The 20,191-nt window shown below is 65.3% G+C and carries 18 protein-coding genes; 11 read left to right on the plus strand and 7 right to left on the minus strand.

The annotated features are described in order from the left end of the window. Window positions 1-22: 22 nt before the first annotated feature. A complete protein-coding gene (locus tag ACE3TQ_RS01035) occupies window positions 23-1,237 on the plus strand; it encodes a 6-phosphofructokinase (RefSeq protein ID WP_374580043.1) in 1,215 nt (404 codons plus the stop codon). On the opposite strand, the gene ACE3TQ_RS01040 is transcribed toward ACE3TQ_RS01035, so the two are convergent. Continuing rightward, a complete protein-coding gene (locus ACE3TQ_RS01040; RefSeq protein ID WP_374580044.1) occupies window positions 1,234-2,127 on the minus strand; it encodes a LysR substrate-binding domain-containing protein in 894 nt (297 codons plus the stop codon). The genes ACE3TQ_RS01035 and ACE3TQ_RS01040 overlap by 4 nt on opposite strands. A 101-nt stretch (window positions 2,128-2,228) precedes the next feature. On the opposite strand from ACE3TQ_RS01040, the gene ACE3TQ_RS01045 reads away from it, so the two are divergent. The 3 genes from ACE3TQ_RS01045 (at window position 2,229) to ACE3TQ_RS01055 (ending at window position 4,405) form a co-directional block, all read left to right on the plus strand. Then, window positions 2,229-3,191: a cyclase family protein gene (locus ACE3TQ_RS01045; RefSeq protein ID WP_374580045.1), complete on the plus strand. Its 963-nt coding sequence runs from the start codon at window positions 2,229-2,231 to the stop codon at window positions 3,189-3,191. 69 nt (window positions 3,192-3,260) lie between these two features. Beyond that, window positions 3,261-3,824 (plus strand): hypothetical protein, encoded by a 564-nt coding sequence (locus ACE3TQ_RS01050; protein ID WP_374580046.1) that lies wholly within the window; start codon window positions 3,261-3,263, stop codon window positions 3,822-3,824. A 68-nt stretch (window positions 3,825-3,892) separates the two neighbouring features. Beyond that, complete coding sequence (locus tag ACE3TQ_RS01055; RefSeq protein ID WP_374580047.1) at window positions 3,893-4,405, plus strand: hypothetical protein; 513 nt, start codon at window positions 3,893-3,895, stop codon at window positions 4,403-4,405. A 25-nt stretch (window positions 4,406-4,430) separates the two neighbouring features. Here the strand turns inward: ACE3TQ_RS01055 and ACE3TQ_RS01060 are convergent, their stop codons facing one another. The 6 genes from ACE3TQ_RS01060 to purM form a co-directional block, all read right to left on the minus strand. Further along, the gene (locus tag ACE3TQ_RS01060) at window positions 4,431-6,497 is read right to left on the minus strand and encodes a TonB-dependent receptor (protein ID WP_374580048.1); all 2,067 of its coding nucleotides are present in this window, start codon (window positions 6,495-6,497) and stop codon (window positions 4,431-4,433) included. A gap of 50 nt (window positions 6,498-6,547) precedes the next feature. Then, complete coding sequence (locus ACE3TQ_RS01065; protein WP_374580049.1) at window positions 6,548-7,765, minus strand: type III PLP-dependent enzyme; 1,218 nt, start codon at window positions 7,763-7,765, stop codon at window positions 6,548-6,550. Continuing rightward, window positions 7,762-9,591, minus strand: a complete 1,830-nt coding sequence (locus ACE3TQ_RS01070) for an IucA/IucC family siderophore biosynthesis protein (protein WP_374580050.1) — start codon at window positions 9,589-9,591, stop codon at window positions 7,762-7,764. The genes ACE3TQ_RS01065 and ACE3TQ_RS01070 overlap by 4 nt, the downstream gene beginning before the upstream one ends. Window positions 9,592-9,626: 35 nt before the next feature. Next, window positions 9,627-10,835: an MFS transporter gene (locus ACE3TQ_RS01075; protein ID WP_374580051.1), complete on the minus strand. Its 1,209-nt coding sequence runs from the start codon at window positions 10,833-10,835 to the stop codon at window positions 9,627-9,629. Beyond that, entirely contained in the window at window positions 10,832-12,652 is a 1,821-nt protein-coding gene (locus ACE3TQ_RS01080) for an IucA/IucC family siderophore biosynthesis protein (RefSeq protein WP_374580052.1), read from the minus strand. The genes ACE3TQ_RS01075 and ACE3TQ_RS01080 overlap by 4 nt, the downstream gene beginning before the upstream one ends. Window positions 12,653-12,994: 342 nt before the next feature. After that, window positions 12,995-14,038, minus strand: coding sequence for a phosphoribosylformylglycinamidine cyclo-ligase (purM, locus tag ACE3TQ_RS01085; protein ID WP_374580053.1), 1,044 nt, complete (start codon window positions 14,036-14,038; stop codon window positions 12,995-12,997). A 289-nt stretch (window positions 14,039-14,327) separates the two neighbouring features. On the opposite strand from purM, the gene ACE3TQ_RS01090 reads away from it, so the two are divergent. From ACE3TQ_RS01090 to ACE3TQ_RS01120, 7 genes are all read left to right on the plus strand, one after another. Beyond that, on the plus strand, window positions 14,328-15,413 hold the full coding sequence (locus tag ACE3TQ_RS01090; protein WP_374580054.1) for an AI-2E family transporter: 1,086 nt from the start codon (window positions 14,328-14,330) through the stop codon (window positions 15,411-15,413). Between the two features lie 51 nt (window positions 15,414-15,464). Beyond that, complete coding sequence (hda, locus tag ACE3TQ_RS01095; protein WP_374580055.1) at window positions 15,465-16,133, plus strand: DnaA regulatory inactivator Hda; 669 nt, start codon at window positions 15,465-15,467, stop codon at window positions 16,131-16,133. Continuing rightward, entirely contained in the window at window positions 16,133-16,804 is a 672-nt protein-coding gene (locus ACE3TQ_RS01100; protein WP_374580228.1) for an HAD family hydrolase, read from the plus strand. The genes hda and ACE3TQ_RS01100 overlap by 1 nt, the downstream gene beginning before the upstream one ends. After that, window positions 16,797-18,302: a polynucleotide adenylyltransferase PcnB gene (gene pcnB, locus ACE3TQ_RS01105; protein WP_374580056.1), complete on the plus strand. Its 1,506-nt coding sequence runs from the start codon at window positions 16,797-16,799 to the stop codon at window positions 18,300-18,302. The genes ACE3TQ_RS01100 and pcnB overlap by 8 nt, the downstream gene beginning before the upstream one ends. After that, window positions 18,302-18,778 carry a 2-amino-4-hydroxy-6-hydroxymethyldihydropteridine diphosphokinase gene (gene folK / locus ACE3TQ_RS01110; protein ID WP_374580057.1) on the plus strand — a complete coding sequence of 159 codons (477 nt, stop codon included), beginning with the start codon at window positions 18,302-18,304 and terminating at the stop codon, window positions 18,776-18,778. The genes pcnB and folK overlap by 1 nt, the downstream gene beginning before the upstream one ends. Before the next feature lie 175 nt (window positions 18,779-18,953). Beyond that, window positions 18,954-19,121, plus strand: coding sequence for a hypothetical protein (locus tag ACE3TQ_RS01115; RefSeq protein WP_374580058.1), 168 nt, complete (start codon window positions 18,954-18,956; stop codon window positions 19,119-19,121). A gap of 172 nt (window positions 19,122-19,293) precedes the next feature. After that, window positions 19,294-20,184, plus strand: coding sequence for a hypothetical protein (locus tag ACE3TQ_RS01120; protein WP_374580059.1), 891 nt, complete (start codon window positions 19,294-19,296; stop codon window positions 20,182-20,184). Window positions 20,185-20,191 lie beyond the last annotated feature (7 nt).

Raw genomic sequence — 20,191 nt, forward strand, 5'->3', positions numbered from 1 at the left:
CTTACCTGAAAGGGGCAGCGCGATGTCGTCTGGCAAGATCCTGGTCGCACAAGGGGGCGGTCCCACCGCCGTGATCAACCAGTCGCTGGTCGGCGTCGTGCTGGAGGCGCGCCGTTTCCGCAATGTGACGCGCATCTACGGCGCCCTGCACGGGGTGCGCGGCATCGTCAACGAGGAATTCGTCGACCTGACGCAGGAAACCAGCCATAACCTGGAGCTGGTGGCGGCCACGCCCTCCTCCGCCCTCGGCTCCACGCGCGACAAGCCGGACCTGAAGTACTGCGAAGAGATCTTCAAGGTGCTGAAGGCGCACGAGATCGAGCATTTCTTCTACATCGGCGGCAACGATTCGTCCGACACGGTGCGCATCGTGGCGGAACAGGCGCAGGCGGCGGGCTATCCGCTGCGCGCCATCCACATCCCCAAGACCATCGACAACGACCTGGTGGGCAACGACCATACGCCGGGCTTCCCGTCCGCCGCGCGCTTCGTGGCGCAGGCCTTTGCCGGCGCCAACCTGGATAACGCTTCGCTGCCGGGCGTGTATGTGGGCGTGGTGATGGGGCGCCATGCGGGCTTTTTGACTGCCGCTTCGGCGCTGGGCAAGAAGTTCCCGGATGACGGGCCGCACCTGATCTACCTGCCGGAGCGCGTGTTCTCCATCGAGCAGTTCCTGGCCGACGTGAAGGAGGCCTACGAGCGCCACGGGCGCTGCGTGATCGCCGTGTCGGAAGGCATCCACGATGCTTCGGGCGAGCCGATTGCCACCTTGCTGGCCAAGGAAGTGGAGCGCGATGCGCATGGCAATGTGCAGCTGTCCGGCAGCGGCGCGCTGGCCGACCTGCTGTGCGACGAGATCAAGGCCAAGCTGGGCATCAAGCGCGTGCGCGGCGATACCTTCGGCTACCTGCAGCGCTCCTTCATCGGCTGCGTGTCGGACGTTGACCAGCGCGAGGCGCGCGAAGTGGGCGAGAAGGCGGTGCAGTTTGCCATGTGGGGCGACCGCAATGGTTCGGTGGCGATCAAGCGCACCGGCTTTTACTCGGTCGATTACGAGCTGCTGCCGCTGGAGGCGGTGGCGGGCAAGACGCGCACCATGGAGGATGAATTCATCGATGCGCGCGGCACCGGCGTGACCGACGCCTTCCGCATGTACCTGCGTCCCCTGCTCGGCTCCGGCATGCCGGACGCGTACCGCCTGCGCCCGGCCGCCGTGCCGAAAATCCTCAAGCGCTAAAAGCGCGCCGGCAGCTCCGCCGCCAGGAAATCGGACAGGGTGCGTACCCGGGTCTGCAGGTGGCGGTTGCCGGGGTAGACGATGTAGGCAATGCGCGGCTGCAGCTGCCAGGCGGGCAGCACGCGCTGCAGCGCGCCCTGCTCCAGCATGGGGCGAGCGATGAAGGATGGCAGCGAGCCGATGCCCTGCCCGGCCGCCAGCATCTGCCCCAGCATCAGGCTGTTGTCCAGCCACATGCGCACCGGCGGCTCGATGTCGCAGACGCCGTCCGCCCCCTCCAGTTTCCACACGCCCGGCGCTTCGGCCAGGCGGAAAGCCAGCGCGCGGTGCGCCAGCAGGTCCGTTGGCACCTGCGGCGTGCCGTGCCGCGCCAGGTAGCCCGGGGCGGCGCACAACCATTGCTCGACCTTCCCGGCCGAGCGCACCACCAGGGTGGAATCGGGCAGCGTGGTGCGCACGCGCAGCGACAGGTCGAAACCTTCCGCCACCAGGTCCAGCAGGCGGTCGGCCATGGTCAGCTCGACATTAATTTCCGGGTACAGGTCCATGAAGCGCGCCAGCAGCGGCGCCAGCACGGCGAGGCTGAGCGACATCGGGGCATTGAGGCGGATGCGCCCTTTCATGGCGGCCTGCTCGCCGCTGGTGCTGCGCTCCAGCTCTTCCAGTTCGTCCAGCAGGCGGCAGCATTCCTGGTAGTAGGCGCGGCCGGTGTCGGTCAGGCGCATGGTGCGCGTGGTGCGCAGCAGTAGCTGGGCTTGAAGCTGCTGCTCCAGCCAGCGCACCTGCTTGCCGATGCCGGCCGGCGACAGACCCAGCTCCTCGGCCGCCTTGCTGAAGCTCGCGCGCTCGACCACGCGGCGGAAGGCGTGCATCGCCGCCAGCTTGTCCATTTTAATCCCTTGGTAAAAAGTCTTTATCCAGATTGCCTGATTATCTTATCAGCAGAATCAAATAAGCTGGCTTCACTGAACTTTCTTTCAAAGGAGCCAAAATGAAACTCGCCACTGCCGCCGCTGCGCTGCTGCTGTCCCTCAACGTCACTGCCGCCGAGCCAGGCACCAGCCCTTGGGGGCCGAAGGATGAAATCGGCCGCCTGAACCTGGTCACCCCGGCTTCCAGCGCCGCTGTCCTGGCGCGCATCAAGGGCGGCCGCGCCTATGACCTGTCGGTCGACTACTTTGTCGGCATGCCGAGCTGGCAGGCGGCGGGCGACCCGCCTTACCTGATGTGGATGACGCATACGCCGCACGGCAATGTGGTGTCCGACCCGATGGGCACAGGCAAGGCCATGAACCAGCACGTGAGCTATACGGGCAGCGCGATTTCGATGTACGCCCACATGGGCACCCATATCGACGCGCTCAACCACTTCGGCCTGAATGGCAAGATCTGGAACGGCTTCAAGGCGTCCGAGCACCTGGGTGACCGCGGCTGGAATGTGGCTGGCGCGGAGAAGCTGCCGCCCATCGTGGCGCGCGGTGTGCTGATCGACGTGGCGGCGGCCAAGGGCGTGGATATGCTGCCGGATAACTACCGCGTCACCGGCAAGGACCTGGCCGATGCACTGGCGCGCCAGAAGGTGGCGCTGCAAAAGGGCGATGTGGTGCTGATCCGCACCGGGCGCATGCAACACTTCGAGAAATCGCAGGCCTTCATGCAGAACCCGCCGGGCATGGGGCTGGACGCGGCGCGCTTCCTGGTGGAGCAGCATGGCGCGATGGTGGTGGGGGCGGATAACCTGAGCTTCGAAGCCTTCCCGTCCGAGGCCAAGGATAACTACATCCCGGTCCACACCTACCTGCTGGCCGAACATGGGGTGCCGATCATGGAGCTGGTCAACCTGGAGGAGCTGGCGCGCGACAAGGTGTACGAATTCGCCTTCATCGGCGCCTCGCTCAAGCTGCGCGGCGCCGATGCCGCGCCGATGCGGCCCATCGCGCTGCCCCTGCGCTGAAAGGGAAATAGGGCAGGTTCTCGCCTGATGCAGGCCTAGTATGGCGTCTCTTTCATTGAGGAGGCGAGCATGAAAAAACTGATTGGGGTGCTGGCGCTGGCTGCCGGCGGGGCGGTGGCGGCGCCATCGCCGGCGGAGATCGAGCGTGCGCGGCACGGCTTCGATTTCCTGCACGGGGACTGGATGGTGCAGAACCGCAAGCAAAGCGATTACGCGAACCCGGACAGTCCGTGGGAAACCTTCAGCGCCAGCAATGTGGTGCATGCGCTGCCGGCCGGCATCGGCAACTACGACGAGTACCGCCCGCTGGGCGACTGGCGGCCGGGCTTTGTGGCAATGACGCTGCGCGTGTTCGATCCGGTGACCGGGCGCTGGAGCATCTACTGGCTGACCAACCGCGATGGCGGGCTGGATCCGGCCACCGGCACCCTGCTGCCGCCGGTGGTGGGACGCTTCGATGACGATGGGGTGGGCCGTTTCGAAGGCGAGGAGGTGTACAAAGGCCGCACGGCACGCGTGCGCTTCACCTGGACGCGCCGCGACGAGCGCAATGCGCGCTGGGAGCAGGCCTATTCCTGGGATGACGGCACCAGCTGGCAGACCAACTGGATCATGGACTTCAGCAAGCGCTGACCCGGGGCGGCGGTCATTGTGGGATTTCGATAGACTCTGCGGGAAACAGTCACGCTATCATCACACCCATGACTACGACCGCCTCTCCGCCCTCGTCGCGCCAGGTTTCGCTGCTGGCGCTGATCCTGTTCGCCCCTTTGTCATTGACCGCCTGGGCTTTGCTGGCGACGTCACCCAAGCCGGCTGGGCTGGCAACGGTGGCTGTCATCGCGGTCGGCTTCGTGGCGATTCTCTACTTTATCGTCGCCCGCCATGCGGTGGAGCTGACTCCCTCGCGCCTGAAGGTCAAACACAGCCTCTACACCTTTTCGCTGGAGCGCAGCGAAGTGTCTGCGCTGCGCGTCAGCGAGCTTGCTTCGGCCGACCAGATCGGCCTGGCGCTCCGGACCAATGGCGTGGCAGGCTTCGGCTACCTGTCCGGCTGGTTCCGCCGCGTAGGCAATGAAAAGATCTTCTGCGCGGTATCGCAAGGGCCGCTGTGGCTGTTGACGTTCGAAGGCAGCGCCGGGTGCCGGCAGCTGGCTTTGAGCGCCAGCGCGGAAACCGTCCGCCGCATTGAGGAGTGGGCGCGCCAAGGATAAATGGGGTACGTCCCCATTTTTACCGTCAGGTCTTAATGCGCAGGTACATGGCGATGCTGCGCGGCGCGCCCGGCTGGATCTGGAAGTTGTTGTTGGCCGACTCGTAGTACACCTTGTTGGCCAGGTTGTGCAGGTTAATGCCGGCTTCCCAGTGCTTGCTTTGGTAGCCCAGCATCGCATCGAGACGCACATAGGCGGGCAAACGCACCGCATTGTCCTCAACCGCAAAGCGCTCGCCCACGTAGTAGGCGCCTGCGCCAAAAGTCATGCCTTGCCCCAGCGTGTAGCTGGACCATACGCCTGCGGCATGCTTGGGAATGTTGGCCGGGCGATTGCCTACTGCATAGTTGTTGGAGCGCGTAATGCGCGCATGGTTGACGGTGGCGTTGGCGAACACTTTCCAATCCGGCGCAAGCTTGCCCATCAGGTCGATTTCGAATCCCCGGCTTTGCTGTTCGCCGGTCTGCACCTGGCGCACGCCCGCCGGATCGGTCGGATCTTTGGTGGCGACGTTACGCTGTGTGATCTGGTACACGGCTGCCGTCGACAACAGGCGTCCGCCCAGCCATTCGCTCTTGCTGCCAATCTCCTTTTGCAGGGACTCGACCGGCGCGATCTGTGCGAAGTCCTGGCCGCCGTAGAAGAAATCATTGCCCACCGGGACGAAGGAGCGGCTGACATTGGCGTACAGTGCATGCGCCTGGCCGGGCTGGTACACCACGCCGATGCGCGGACTCCATACCGAATCGGTGCGGCGCTGGCGCAGGCGGCTGCGATGCTCGTTCTGCTCCTGCCAGAAGCGGTCGGCGCGCACGCCGGCCAGCATCTTCCATTGCTCGCCAAGCGACACCTGGTCCTGTGCATACCACGCCACCGTGTCGGCCTTGAAGTCGTTGTCGATGGTGGTCGGCAAGGCGGCCAGGTCCGGCATGGGCATGAGCTGCTGCGGCACCAGCAGGCTGACCGGCGCAGTGGTGGCGGCGCGCACCAGGCGCCCCGATTCCTGGTGCCCGAACTCAACGCCGGTCACCACGGTATGCTGGGCGCCGCCGGCCTCAAACTGGAGCACCGCTTCGGTCTGGTTAAGGAAATTGGTCTGATCCTGCGGGAAGTAAGTGATCTGGCGCCGCACTTGCGTGTTGGCCGCGGTCAGCCCCAGGGTGCGGGTGTTGATGGCATCCAGCTCCAGCTTCGAATACTGGAAATTGTTGCGCAGCTTTAGCCTGTCGTTGACCGCATGTTCAACGCTGAAGCGGGCATTATGGGCATCGGTCGTGGCGAAATCATAGCGCTCGCCGTAGAAGTTGCCGACCGGGACATCGGCCGGCGCGCCGTTCTGCGAAGGGATGCCGCGATCGGGCGTGCGGCGCTGGTGCAGGAATTCGGTTTGCAGCAGGAAGCTGGTGCCGCGGCCCGCCGTCCACGCGATGGACGGCGCCAGCGCGGTGCGTTCGGAATGGACCACGTCGCGGTAGCTGTCGCCGGCTTCATACGCTGCGGTCAGGCGGAACGCAGCATGCTCACCGGCCGCGCCGCCCAGGTCCAGGTCGAGGCGGCGCAAATTGTCCGAACCGGCGCGCAGCGTCACTTCGCGCAGCGGCGTCCTGACCGGCTTCTTCGTGACGCGATTGATCACGCCGCCAGCCGAGCCACGGCCGAACAGCACCGCGGCCGGGCCTTTCAGTACCTCGATGCGCTCCACATTGCCCAGATCGCGGAAGTACAGGCTGTCGTCGCGCATGCCGTCCAGCAGGGTGTCGCGGGTGGCGTCGAAACCACGGATATAGAACTGGTCGCGCCGCCCTTCGCCCTGGGCCGGCGCGACGCCGCTGACATTGCGCAGCACGTCTTTCATCGCCAGCGCCCCTTGCTCCTGGATCAGCGCCTGGTCGACAAACTGGACCGACTGCGGCACATCGCGCAGCGCCACCTCCAACCTGGTGGCGCTGCTGGTACCGTGCAGCGGATCGGCTGCGGCGGCGCTCTGCACGACGATCATCGGCAGCTCGGTATCGGCCGCCAACGCGGAATGCGAACAGAATGCGGCAGCGGCAAGCGCCAGGGCATGGGGTTGAATACGACGGTGTTGCATGACTAACCTTCCTTCGGATGTGACGTTAAAAAATACGTAAAGCGCTAAGCCTATGGCTGCAGGTAGATATGGCGGGGATGCGGATGGCGCAGGAAATCGTGGTGCGAGATGTGCCAGGCATATGCGCCCGCATATGGAAACAGCAGCAGGTCGCCGACCCGCAGGCGCTCGAGCATGACATCGCTGGCCAGCACGTCCTTCGGCGTGCAGAGCTGGCCGGCGACCGTCACCGGCTGCTGGACGGCTTCGGGACGCGCGTAGGGATGCCGCCAGCCTGCCACAGGCACCACCCGGAACGGATGGCTGTGGCCCTGTGCATAGGGCGTGCGGAAGTGGTGCGTGCCGCCGCGCACAATGGCGAAGACGCGTTCCCCCGCCTGCTTGATGTCCAGTACTTCGGTGGCGTAGTAGCCGCAGAACGCGCTGACGAAGCGCCCGAGTTCGAACCGCAGGCGCGGCGTGGCGGCCGCGCCTTGCGCGCGCGCTTCCTGCGCCAGCAGCCCGGCCAGACCGGCGCTGAAGCGCGGCCAGTCGAACTGGCGCTGCGGCTCGCGGTAATTGACGCCGATGCCGCCGCCGACATTGATATGCTCGATGCGCAAGCCGTACTGTGCGCACCACTCGCGGGCTTGCCGCAGGTAAGCCGCAAGCAATTGCAGGTGCTTGTCCGCATCGAGCTGGTGTGACAGCAGGTGGAAGTGGAAGCCGCGCAGGGCCAGGGCCGGCTCCTGCCGCAGGCGTTCCAGGCAGGCCGGCAAGTGTTCGATGGCGATGCCGAACTGGGTCGGCTTGCCGCCCATGACGAGCGTGCTGGTCGCCAGCTCGGCCAGCGGTGGATTGACGCGCAGCAGGACCTGGGCCGGCCGGCCGCCGGCGCGTGCCAGCAGCGCCAGGCGCTCCAGCTCGTGCAGGCTTTCAACGTGCACCGTGGCGCCATGCCGCACGGCCAGCGCCAGTTCGCTGTCCAGCTTTCCCGGCCCGCTGAAGATCACCGGCACCTGCGGAAAATGCTGGCGCAGCCAGGCAATCTCGCCGCCGGACGAGGCCTCGAAGCCGTCCACGATAGGGGCCAGCGTTTGCAGCAGCGGCACGTCGGAGTTGGCTTTGATCGCGTAGTAAAAATCGCATTGGCCGGGCAAGCCTTCCCGCACATGCGCCGCGTGGCGCGCCAGTTCAGGCAAGTCATAAATGAAGGCGCACAGCGGTTCGTCGGAGGCGGCCTGCGCCTGCTGCGCTGCGGCGATCGCGCGTTCCCAGTCGAGCCTCATGCCGGTTGCTCCTGGAAGCTGGCCAGCGGATTGGCAAATGGCGCATAGTCAGCCGCGCGGTCGGCCTGCTTGAGGAATCGGTTGCACAGGTTGCCTTTGGCCGGCAACGGCTGCCCGTCCAGTACCGCCGCAATGCGGGCGGCGGATTGCGCCGTGCCATGCAGGCGTTGGTATTGCTGCAGGTGGTGGCGTACCTGCGCCCAGAGCTTTTGCTGCATGGCCGGGTTTCCGCCTGCCAGCTGGTGGATCGCCTCGCAGAAATTGTTGACGAACAGGCAGTAAGCGATGCGCTTCCAGCCTTGCTCGCGATCGTAGTGCAAGGCTTGCCGCGCGCGCGGGCTGACGCCGGCCAGGCGCCCATCGCCCCACTCTTCCTGCACCAGCTTGACTCCTTCGAAATCGCGCAGGAATGCCTGCGCCGGCCAATCGTCGCGCAGTCCGATCACAACGTTCTGCAGGTGCGGCTCGAACACCACGCCGTGCGCAAAGTAGCAGTACAGCACCGGATACATCATCTGTTCCACATAGCGCGAGAACCACTGCACGGCCACCGCGTCCGGCGCCATGCGCTCGCGCTCGGAGATCTGGCGCAGCAGTAACGCCAGGCGCGCCTCGCCCAGCACGTGGTTGCCGAACAGCGCTCCGGCCAGCAGCGGCACAGTGCCGGGCAGCAGGTTGTGCCGGTCGAAATTGCCGCGCAGGATCAGGCCAAAGCCTTCCGTGATCTCGCGGTTGGCGTCGGCGTCGGCGGCGCCCAGGTCGACCGACAGGAACGCCGGTTCGGGCATGATGGCTGCGCCGGGGAAGCGTTCGCCCAGCTCCGGCAGCAGGCCGCCCATGATGCGGTTCACCTGCAGCGCCCCTTCCAGCTCGTAGACCGCGTTCTTGCGCACGCAATTGGTCAGGCGCACGTGCAGCGAGAATTTATAGAAGTACGGATTGCCGGGCTGGTACAGGGTGCGCACCGAGGAAGTCGGGTAATACAGCTCGCCTTGCGCGCCCAGGTGGCGGATGCGGCCGTCGCGCATGGCGGCGGCGACCAGCGGTTTCTCCAGCAGCCAGCGCGCCTGCCACGGGTGGGCCGGAACCAGCAGGTAGTCGTCGTCCGCCGCCAGCCCTTGCGGCGCCTGGGCGGCAAGGATCTGCGCGCAGGATTGCGGCAGCGTGGACTGCTGCTGCACCGCGTCGCGCTGTACTGCGAAGTAATGCAGCGGGAAGCCGCCGCGCAGCTCCGGCGAATAGCGGCGCAGGTCCTCCGCGCTGAAGCCTTGCCGGCTCTTTGGCGCAGGATGGAAGGGATGGCCATAGGTCAGCGACTGTTCGGAATCAAGGTAGGCCGCCAATGGGTCGGACGGTATCGCACTGGGCCAGGGGGCTTCCAGGATGGCCGTGGTCACCTGCACGCTGTCTTCGATCTGCGCCAGCAGCTCGTGGTTGTACGGCTGGCCTGTCTTGGCCGCCAGGTCGCGGATCACAAGGTCGGCCAGCATGCGCCAGTCCAGCAAGGTCCAGGGCTGGCCGGCGCGTTTGCAATACAGTGCCGACAGGTAGCGGTAGTTGGCGCTTGGCGAGTCATCCTGCACGGCGACCACGATGCGGCAATCAAGCCGTGGCAGCAGGATGTGCAGGGCCTGGCCGGTGGCCAGTGCACAGCGCAGTGCGAGCGGCCAATCGTTCTGGCCGAACAGCGGTCCGACGCTGGCATGGCCTTCCGGGATCGCCACTTCGCGGCAATAGCAGTTCAACAGGGTTTCCAGGCTGCGCTGGCTGGCGGCGCAGTACGCGGCCGACAGGTTGGGACTAAGGTGCAACGCTAAGGTCGACATGAAATTCTCCAAGCATGTGTTGGCTGGCTACACGATCAGTCGCTGCTGTGCGCTGGCTGTTTGAAATCGCCACGCGAGCGGCGGAACAGGAGTACAACAAGGTGGATGCAGCTGGCCGCGAGCGCAGCCGCACCAATCAGGAAATGGGCCTGCAAGCCCCAGCGCGCAGCGGCGACGCCTGCCGCGAGGCCGGCGGCCACCGCGCCCCATTTTGTGCTGCCTTCAAGGGAGCCGAAGCGGCGGCCGGCGTTGCCGGCGTCGGTGATCGCGGCCACCATGCCATGCAAGGCGATATAACAGGCTGTCATCGCCACGCCCATGACGAAGCGCCATGCGGCCAGGGTCGCCAGCGAATGGCTGCCAGCCTGCCCCAGCAGCGCCACGATGAGCACAAGCTGGCTGGCGGCCAGCGTCGCCAGCAAGTGCCGGCGTCCGCACAGGCGCGATAACGGCAGCGCGCATAGCAGGTACACCAGGTGCGGCAGGCCAAACAGCAAGCCCGGCGCCGCCGCCGGCAGGCGCGCCAGCGTTTGTTCGGCATACGGGACGAAGTAGGGAAACGTAATGACGGTCGCGAAAATGAATGCGAACTGCAGGCCGTACAGGTGGCCGGGCGCGATCGCCTCGCCGCCGAGCGCGTTGCCATCGCCGCCATCGCTGGCCTGCCGCCCCTGGCCCGCATGCATTGGCTGTGCGCCGGCGGGCAGGCGCCAGACCAGCAATGCCGCCATGAAGGGCAGCAGCGCCAGGTAGCGGTACAGCAGCAAGGGCTCGGCGCCATGGGAGACCACGCCCATCAAGGCCGGCCCGGCAAACAAGGCCGCGCGCGCCGAGCCTTGCATCAGTGTCAGCAGGCGGGCCAGGCGGTGTCCGCTCACCACCGTGGCCAGGTAGGCATTCGATGCGGCGAAGGTGCCGCCCAGCAGGCCTTGCAGCAGCAGCGCCGCGGCGAACTGCCATACATTGCCGGCCAGGCTGGTCAGCCAGAAGCTGGCCGCCAGTCCGAGATGGGCGCGCAGCAGCAGGCGCTTCTTGCCGTAGCGGTCGGCCAGCCGTCCCCACCAGGGATTGGACAGCGCCGCCACCAGCGTCGGCATGACGAACAGCCAGCCGGCCAGCCAGCTTGCATCGTTGCCCAAAGCCTGGCGCAGGATGCGGTCGTAAAACGGCGGCATGCCCAGCGCGGCGAAGGCGGCGGCGAAATGGCCCGCCAGCGTTGCGGCGACAATCCGGCGCGTGCTCATGCGCGTGCTTCAGTGCGGAAGCGATGCAGCGGATTGGGCACGGTTTGCAGGCGCGCCTCGGTTTCCGCGAACAGGCGGCGCTTGGCCAGCTGCTCGACGCGGATCGCCGGAGCGAACAGGTCGAACGCGGCAAAGCGCGCCGCCAGTTCCGGATGGCGCGCCTGGTAGCGCTCAATGCAGGCCGCGGTGCGGGTCCAGAAATCGGCTTCCGCCAGGCCGTAGTGCTGGCGCAGGAACAGTGCCAGTTCGCCGAAATTGATGAAGAAGACGGCGTCGTGGAAGTAGTCGCGCACCTCCTCCGGCACCGTGCTTTCCATGCCGGCGGTGGCGTTGACCTGCTTGCGGAACGACGGCGTTGGCAGCAGCGGCGGGCACGTTGCGGGATCGGCCAGGTACTGCCGCACGAAGCGCAAACCGCCCGGCAAGTCCTTGAGCGCGATGCGGCATGGCAGGCCGGCACGATGGATCAGCACCATGTTTTGCGCGTGGGCTTCCATGCCGATGCCTTGCGCATAGAGCAGGTGGAGCAAGGGCGGCAGTACGGCTTCCAGCAGCGCATCGAGCCACGGCAGCAGGCCGTATTGCGCGACCCAGGGCGCGATGAAGGGGCGGCCGTCCGCTTCGCACTGGGCTAGGCCGGAGAACGGTGCGGCTGCTTCACCGGCCTGCAACGCCCGGTCCGCGCTTTCGCGCCATACCGCACCCAGCATGCCGTATTGCGCCGCCTGCAGCGCCAGCGGCAGCCCGGCATCGCGATAGGTGATGCCAACCACCTCGCGCAGGAACACCAGGCCGGTGGCGCGCAGCCCCGCGTCACGCTGCAGGATGCCGCTCAGCCAATCCGACACCGGCGGCGCATTTTCCACGTTATGGCAGGACAGGATGCGGTCGGCCGAAGTGTTGACGATGCCGATCGGCAGCTTGACATGGGCCGCCAGCGGACGCGTGGCGTTCGCCAGGGAACGGATCGATTGCAAGGGCCGGTAGACGTCGCTGCCTTCGCCCAGCCAGACCAGGTCGCGGCTGTGCAGCAGGGGGAACAGCTGGCTGGCGATCTTTTCCCGCCAATGCCACGGGTGCGCCGGCAACAGGCAATAGTCATCCGGCGCCAGCCCCATGGCGGCCAGCTTGCCGTTGAAGCGCGCGTGCTGCTCCTCCCCGATTTCGCTGCGCAAGAAGGTGGCCAGATCGATGTCGCTGCAGGTGGCAATGGTTGCCTTGGTACGCCGCAGCGCCAGCCAGGACAGGCGCACATCGGGCGCGAACTCGGGCCCGTAGGCCGCATTGTCGAACGGGTCGAAGCCCACGCGCGACTTGTAGCAGGGGTGGTACGGATGCGCGTCCTGCAGCTGCCCTTCCAGTGCGGTCAGGTCGCGCCCTTCGGCACCCTGGCGGCGGGTGTAGCGCGCCAGCGTGTCCTTTTGCAGCGTTTGCTGCAGCTCATACAGGAAGCGATGCAGCAGGTATTCGTCGGTGCCGATCATGGCGCCTGCTTCAAGTACGAACTCCTGCAAGGATGCGATGGGCCGCGCGCCTGCTGGCGCGCTGCGCACGATGGGAGCATCATCAAGGCGGATGCGGCCGAAGCTCTCACTGATGCGGCCCGTACAGCGGTAGGCGACCGGCTGGCCGTCCGCCGCCCGGCCAGGGATATGGAAGCTCACGCTATCGCGCCCTTCCGCTTTGATCTCCGCCGCCAGCAGCCGCTCGAACAGCAGTGCCTCGATCAGCTGGCGCAGCACGCGCTGTTGCGCAGCCAGGTAGTGCGGGGACGCCAAAGCTTCAGCGAACAGGTCCCACGTGACGGGCGAAGTCATACCGCCGCTCCAGCGGCAGCGAAGTTGATCCACATGAATGATTCCTTAGAAAGCGTTTCGGCCGCGCCTTGCGCGAAGCCGGGAAAGCCGTGGCACCGGCGCAGGGGTGCGCCTACCGCGTTTCCTGGAAGATCACAATGACTGGCAGCTTTTCGCCATGTGGAGAAGCCTGCTGGCTGTATGAATAAAAATGCAACAGGCCGATCTTAATACAAATGAGAATCATTTGCAACAACGATGCTTATCCAGGGCCGCGACCTGACTGATCGGCCGGCGCATCGCTCAATAAAAACGGGGCCCGCAGGCCCCGTTGCTGTTTAAATGGGGTACGTCCCCATTTTTTTATACGACGATGGTTTGGTGTTCGCCTTCGGCGCGGGTGCGGATCTTGCCGATGCGGGTGACGGTTTCGCCGGCTGCGGTCAGCTGGGCGATCGCGGCGTCGGCGTTTTCAGCGGAGACGATCACGGTCATGCCGATGCCGCAGTTGAACACGCGGTGCATTTCGGAGTCGGCCACGCCGCCGTGCTGCTGCAGCCACTGGAACAGCGGTGGCATGGTCCAGGACTTGCCATCCAGTTCGGCGGTCAGGTTGTCGGCCAGCACGCGTGGGATGTTTTCCACCAGGCCGCCGCCGGTGATGTGCACCAGGCCTTTGACTTCCATCGATTCCATCAGCGCCAGCAGCGGCTTGACGTAGATGCGGGTCGGGGCCATCAGCACGTCGGCCAGCTTGCGGCCGTGGAAGTCGGCTTCCAGGTCCGGCTTGGCCACTTCGATGATCTTGCGTACCAGGGAGTAGCCGTTGGAGTGGGCGCCGGAGGAGGCCAGGCCCAGTACCACGTCGCCCGGGGCGATCTTGGAGCCGTCGATCAGTTTCGACTTTTCCACCGCGCCGACGGCGAAGCCGGCCAGGTCGTATTCGCCGTCCGGGTACATGGATGGCATTTCCGCGGTTTCGCCGCCGATCAGGGCGCAACCGGCTTGTTCGCAGCCTGCCGCGATGCCTTTGATGACGTCAGTGGCGGTGGCCACGTTCAGTTTGCCGCAGGCGAAGTAGTCCAGGAAGAACAGCGGCTCGGCGCCCTGCACCAGGATGTCATTCACGCTCATGGCCACCAGGTCGATACCGACGGTGTCGTGGCGATTCAGCTCGAAAGCCAGTTTCAGCTTGGTGCCGACGCCGTCGGTACCGGAAACCAGCACCGGCTCCTTGTATTTCTTGCTGATCTCGAACAGCGCGCCGAAGCCGCCGATACCGCCCATTACGCCTTCGCGCATGGTGCGCTTGGCGAATGGCTTGATCGCTTCAACTAGGGCGTCGCCGGCGTCGATATCGACACCTGCGTCACGGTAGGACAGGGAAACATTCGAAGGTTGGCTCATGGTGTTTTACGCAACAGAGGCGGAAAGATGGGGAAAGCGGTGGCCGTTTTGCGGCAAGTCCGCTATTTTAGCATTTTTACCCCGTATTTTCTCTCGTTATCCGGCCCTTTTCAGCCTTTGGCACGGCAAACCGCCCCAAATCCCGGGGCACTGGCGGGCTTTGGCGGCTCCCCCACGGAGGACGGGCAACAGCGCGAAAATGCCCGGAACATCGTCGAAATGGCCAGAAATGGCCGTAGTTGCTGTGAAGGCGGTAGAATAATAGATCTTTATTCAACTGCGCCACCCGATGCCACTTCCGCTCTCGGTCGAACAAAAACAAACGCTGTTCTGGGTGACCGTGTGGGCGGCATTCTTCTTCCTGCTGTGGGTGCTGGGGCCTGTGCTGACGCCCTTCCTGGCCGCCGCCATCATCGCCTACGCGCTCAATCCCGCCGTCGATAAGCTGTGCCGCCTGCGCCTGCTGCGGCGCTGGAAGATGCCGCGTTCGGTTGCCGTTTCCATCGTGATCACCCTGTTCGGCGCGGCCATGCTGGCGCTGATGCTGATCGTGGTGCCGGTGCTGCAGAAGGAAATCCCGCTGCTGCAGGCGGCCATCCCTGCCTTCCTGGCCAAGCTGAACGACACCCTGGGCCCACGCCTGCAGCAACTGGGCGTGGAATTCACCCTGGACGGGGCCACCATCAAGGCCCTGGTGGCGGAGAAAATGGCGGAAAGCGGGGACCAGATCTGGGCCGCCGTGCTCAATTCCGTGCGCGCCGGCGGCAGCGCGGTGCTGGGCTGGCTGGCCACCGTAACCCTGATCCCGGTGGTGCTGTTCTACCTGCTGCTGGACTGGCACCAGCTGCTGGCGCGCATCGCCGGCGCCGTGCCGCGCCGCTATATCGGTGCCACCATGGAGATGGCGCGCGAGTCGGACGCCCTGCTGGCGCAGTACCTGCGCGGCCAGCTGATGGTGATGCTGGTGTTGTCGGTTTATTACTCCACCGCGCTGGCAGTGGCGGGCTTCGACGTGGCGCTGCCGGTCGGCATCCTGTCCGGCGTGCTGGTGTTCATCCCCTATCTCGGCTTCGGCCTGGGCCTGCTGCTGGCGCTGATGGCGGCGGTGCTGCAGTTCTCCGACTGGAGCGGGCTGGCGGCGGTGGCGGTCATCTACGGCCTGGGCCAGGTGATCGAGGGCTTTATCCTGACGCCGCGCCTGGTGGGCGAGCGCATCGGCCTTGATCCGCTGGCGGTGATTTTCGCCTTGCTGGCCTTCGGCCAGCTGTTCGGCTTCGTCGGCGTGCTGCTCGCTTTGCCCGCTTCCGCCCTGTTAATGGTCGGTTTTAGGCACCTGCGCCGCCACTACCTGCGCAGCAGCTTTTATAATGCGTAGTGTGAAGATCGATTACGTTAGCAAAAAGTCCACAAAGCCGGGGCAAGTCCAATGAAACAGCTGGTGCTTGACCTGGGTGCGGAGCCGGTGTGCACCCTCGAGTCCTTCGAGGTGGGCCGCAATGCCGAGGTGGCGGCGCTGATGCGCCAGTTCGCCGAGCGCAGCTCGCGCGAGCATTTCGCCTACCTGTGGGGGGAAACGGGCGCAGGCAAGTCGCACCTGCTGAAGGCGCTCGCCTCGAGCGAACGCGCGCGCTACATTTCGCCGTTTTCGATTGAAACCGAGTTCCTGTATTCGCCGGACGTGGACCTGTACCTGCTGGACGACTGCGAAAAGCTGTCGCCGGTGGCCCAGATCGATGCCTTTGCCCTGTTCAACGAGATCCGCGCCAACAACGCCTTCATGGTGAGCGCGGGCTCGGTCGCCCCGGCCGTGCTGCCGGTGCGCGAGGACCTGCGCACGCGCATGGGCTGGGGCCTGGTATACCAGATCCACGGCCTGACGGACGACGAGAAGCTGGCCACGCTGACGCAGATGGCGGAAGCGCGCGGCTTGACCCTCTCCCCGGGTGTGCTACCTTACCTGCTGTCGCACTTCCAGCGCGACATGGTATCGCTGTCCTCGATGCTCGACTCGCTCGACCAGTATTCCCTGGAAACCAAACGCCCGATTACCCTGCCCCTGCTGCGCGAATGGCTGCAGGAGGAAGCGAAGGAATGATGAAACTCGCACTGTTCGACCTTGACCATACGCTGCTGCCGATCGACTCCGACTTCGAATGGGGCCAGTTCCTGTGCCGCGTGGGCGCCGTCGATGCCGCTGAATTCAAGCGCCGCAACGAGGACTTCTTCGACCAGTACCAGGCGGGCACCCTGGACCCGGTGGAATACCTGGAATTTTCGCTCGGAACCCTGGCTGCCTTCGATCCCGAAGAACTGGCCGAACTGCAGCAGCGCTACATGACCGAGGTGGTGATGCCGAACATCCTGCCTTCGGCCCGCGCCCTGCTGCAGCAGCACCTCGACGCCGGCGACCTGGTGGCGATCGTTACCGCTACCAACCACTTCGTGGTGGCGCCGATCGCCAAGGCCTTCGGCGTGGAGCATGTGATTGCCGCGATGCCGGAGCGCGATGCCGCCGGCCGCATCACCGGCAAGCTGCTCGGCACGCCGACCCAGGGCGAAGGCAAGATCGTGCACACCAAGGCCTGGCTGGAAAAAATGGGGCATACGCTGGACAGCTTCGACAGCGTCCACTTCTACAGCGACTCCCATAACGACCTGCCGCTGCTGTCGATCGTCAGCCATCCGATTGCGACCAACCCGAACGCCAAACTGTCCGAGCACGCGACTGCGCAAGGCTGGCCACTAATTCACCTGTTCAATGATTAAGAAATTCATCCGCAAGATCCTGGGCGTCAAGCAAAAGAGCAACCAGCTTGTCGTGCTCGGCCCGAAAGAGCACGGCATCGACCCGCGCATGGTGTCCAACAACGCCATCCGCGTCACCAGCACCCTGCAGGAAGCCGGCTACGAAGCCTTTGTGGTGGGCGGCGCCGTGCGCGACCTGCTGCTGGGCGTAAAGCCGAAAGACTTTGACGTTGCCACCAACGCCACCCCGGAGCAGGTCAAGCGCCTGTTCCGCCGCGCCTTCATCATTGGCCGCCGCTTCCAGATCGTGCACGTGATGTTCGGCCAGGACCTGCTGGAAGTGACCACTTTCCGCGGCACCGCCACCGACAACGCGCCGAAGGACGAGCATGGCCGCGTGCTGCGCGATAACACCTTCGGCTCGCAGGCGGAAGACGCCGAGCGGCGCGACTTCACCATCAACGCCATGTACTACAACCCTGCCACGCAGGAGGTGCTGGACTACCACGGCGGTATCGAGGATATCCGCGCCAAGACGCTGCGCATCATCGGCCAGCCGGAAGCGCGCTACCGCGAAGACCCGGTGCGCATGCTGCGCGTGGTGCGCTTTGCCGCCAAGCTGAATTTCTCCATCGAGCGCTCGACCGCCGAGCCGATCGCCGTGATGGCGCCGCTGATCGACAACGTGCCGGCGGCGCGCGTGTTCGACGAAATGCTCAAGCTGCTCACTTCCGGCCAGGCCCTGGCCTGCCTGCAGCAACTGCGCAAGGAAGGCCTGCACCATGGCCTGCTGCCGATGCTGGACGTGGTGCTGGAGCAGCCGATGGGCACCAAGTTCGTGACGCTGGCGCTGGATTCCACCGACAAGCGCGTGATGGCCGGCAAGACCGTGTCGCCGGGCTTCCTGTTCGCCTCCCTGCTGTGGCACCAGGTGCTGGAGAAGTGGCAGGCTTACCAGGCGGCGGGCGAGCTGCCCATCCCCGCGCTGCACCAGGCTGCCGATGAAGTGCTGGAGTCGCAGACCGAGAAGCTGGCGATCCAGCGCAAGATCGGTTCCGACATGCGCGACATCTGGGCCATGCAGCCGCGCTTTGAGCGCCGCAACGGCAAGAACCCATACAAGCTGCTGGAGCACCTGCGCTTCCGCGCCGGCTACGACTTCCTGCTGCTGCGCTGCGCCTCCGGCGAGATCGACCGCGAGCTGGGCGACTGGTGGACCGCCTTCTACGAGGCCGACGAGAGCGTGCGCGCCGACCTGGTGGCGGCAGCGTCTTCCAACGGCGGCAAGAAGAAGAAAGCCGCACCGCGCCGCGCCCGCAAGGATGCCGGCGAGGGCAGCGCTGAAGCGGCCGCCGCACAGCATGATGCCGATGACGGCGACGAGTCCGAGGACGATGACTTCCTCAACCCGCGCCCGGAAGGCGAGGCGCCGGCACGCAAGCGCCGCCGCCGTCCACGCCGTAACCGCAACCGTAGCGGCGGCGGTGGCGCCGACGCGGGCGCCGGCGGCGAGGGCTGATGTCCGTTACCGCCTACATCGGCATCGGCGCCAACCTGGGCGACGCCCGCGCCAATGTGCTGGATGCGTTCGAGCGCCTGGGCCGGCTGCCCGGCGCCACGCTGGAGGCGGTGTCCTCGCTGTACCGCACCGCCCCCATCGATTCCTCCGGCGACGACTACATCAACGCCGTCGCCCGTTTGAGCACCACCCTGCCCGCGCAGGCCCTGCTGCAAGCCTTGTTCGATATCGAGCAGGCACATGGCCGCGAGCGCCCCTACTACAACGCGCCGCGCACGCTGGACCTGGACCTGCTGCTGTATGGCGATGAGCGGATTGCCACCCCCACCCTGACAGTGCCGCACCCACGCATGCACCAGCGCGCGTTCGTCCTGCTGCCGCTGCTGGAGCTGGCACCCGACGCCACGCTGCCCGGCCTTGGCCGCGCCGCAGAATTCGTCCCCTCCGTAGCCGACCAGGGCATCAGCCGCCTATAGCTTGCCACAAAACTATCAAATTGATAGTGTTGCAACATTAATACAAAAACAAATATTCTTTTGAGGCAATGTTCGCAGGGAGAAAGTTCTTCCTTATATTGCTAGGACTTCGTGTGCGGTCTACCGGCCTGCCGCGCACGGATTCCGAAAGACCGGGAAATATTTGGAGATCAGAATGGAAGCAGTCAAACGCATTTTGGCAAAAGTAGTAGGCGAAGAAGTGTCGGTCGAAGAACTGGAAATGGTGGCCGGCGCTGGCCGTGACAAGGTCGGCGACCACTACTGCGGCGGCGGCGCCGTCACCGGTTTCGGCGAATACGACGAGCCAATCTGCGACGCCTGATCAGAACGGCCCGGTTATGCCGGGCCTTCCATGCATGCACAGCAAATCCATCCTTATCGTCGACAAGGGCAGCGACGTACACGCTTCCAGCGTGCACGACGGGCTGCGCCAACTTGGGCATAGGCCTGTCATCTGGGACTGGAGCCGCTTTCCGGCAGCCGACAGTTGCTCGTTGCGGATACGCGAAGGCGAGGCGCCCGCGCTGTCGCTCTACCTCTCCGGCCAGCACCACGAGGGGCCTTTCGATGCGGTATGGGTTCGGCGCCGCCACGAGCCACGGGCAGCACCGGACGGCCATCCGGACGATACCCCGTTCGTCTTATCCGAGGCAGAGCGCTTCCTGCAAAGCGCATTGGCCTGCGCCGGCCATGCCACCACGCACTGGGTCAACCACCCGCTGCACGACAACCGCCTGACACCCAAGCTGGTCCAGCTAAGCGTTGCCGCAGAAATGGGCTTCCGCATACCGCCTACGCTGGCGGGCAATCACCACGGCGACGTGCTGGCCTTTTACGACGAATGCAGGGGCGAGCTCATTTCGAAGTACATGCACCAGTCGTACTGGCAGAACGAAGACGGCAGCCGGACAGTGAGCCGCACGTCGAAGCTGAAGGCCGAACACCTGGCAGACGCCTTCCCCGTGCAGGCCTGCCCCACCATTTACCAGCGCCAGCTCGGCAAGCAGTACGAACTGCGGGTGACGGTCATGGGCGACAACGCCATTGCGGTTGCCATCGACAGCCAGCGTGACGGACCAACCGTCGACTGGCGCCGCGAAGGAGGATACGGCCAACTGCGCCCGTATACGCTGGAGCCCGACCTGGCCGGGCGCTGCATCGCCTTGTGCAGGAAGCTTGGCCTGGCGTTTGGCGCCATCGACCTGGTCGTCGGCGAACAAGGCGACATCTACTTCCTCGAGGTCAACGCCGCCGGCCAGTTCCTGTGGAAGGAGTTTGCGTTGCCGGAGTTGCCGTTGCTGGACACGTTCTGCCGCTACCTGGCCGACCCTGCCTATCGCATGGCGCCGCAGGCCGCACCACTGCGCGTTAAGCGGACGCCTTAGCAAAGCG

The organism is Pseudoduganella sp. (genome assembly GCF_041914865.1).
Classification (GTDB): domain Bacteria; phylum Pseudomonadota; class Gammaproteobacteria; order Burkholderiales; family Burkholderiaceae_D; genus Rugamonas.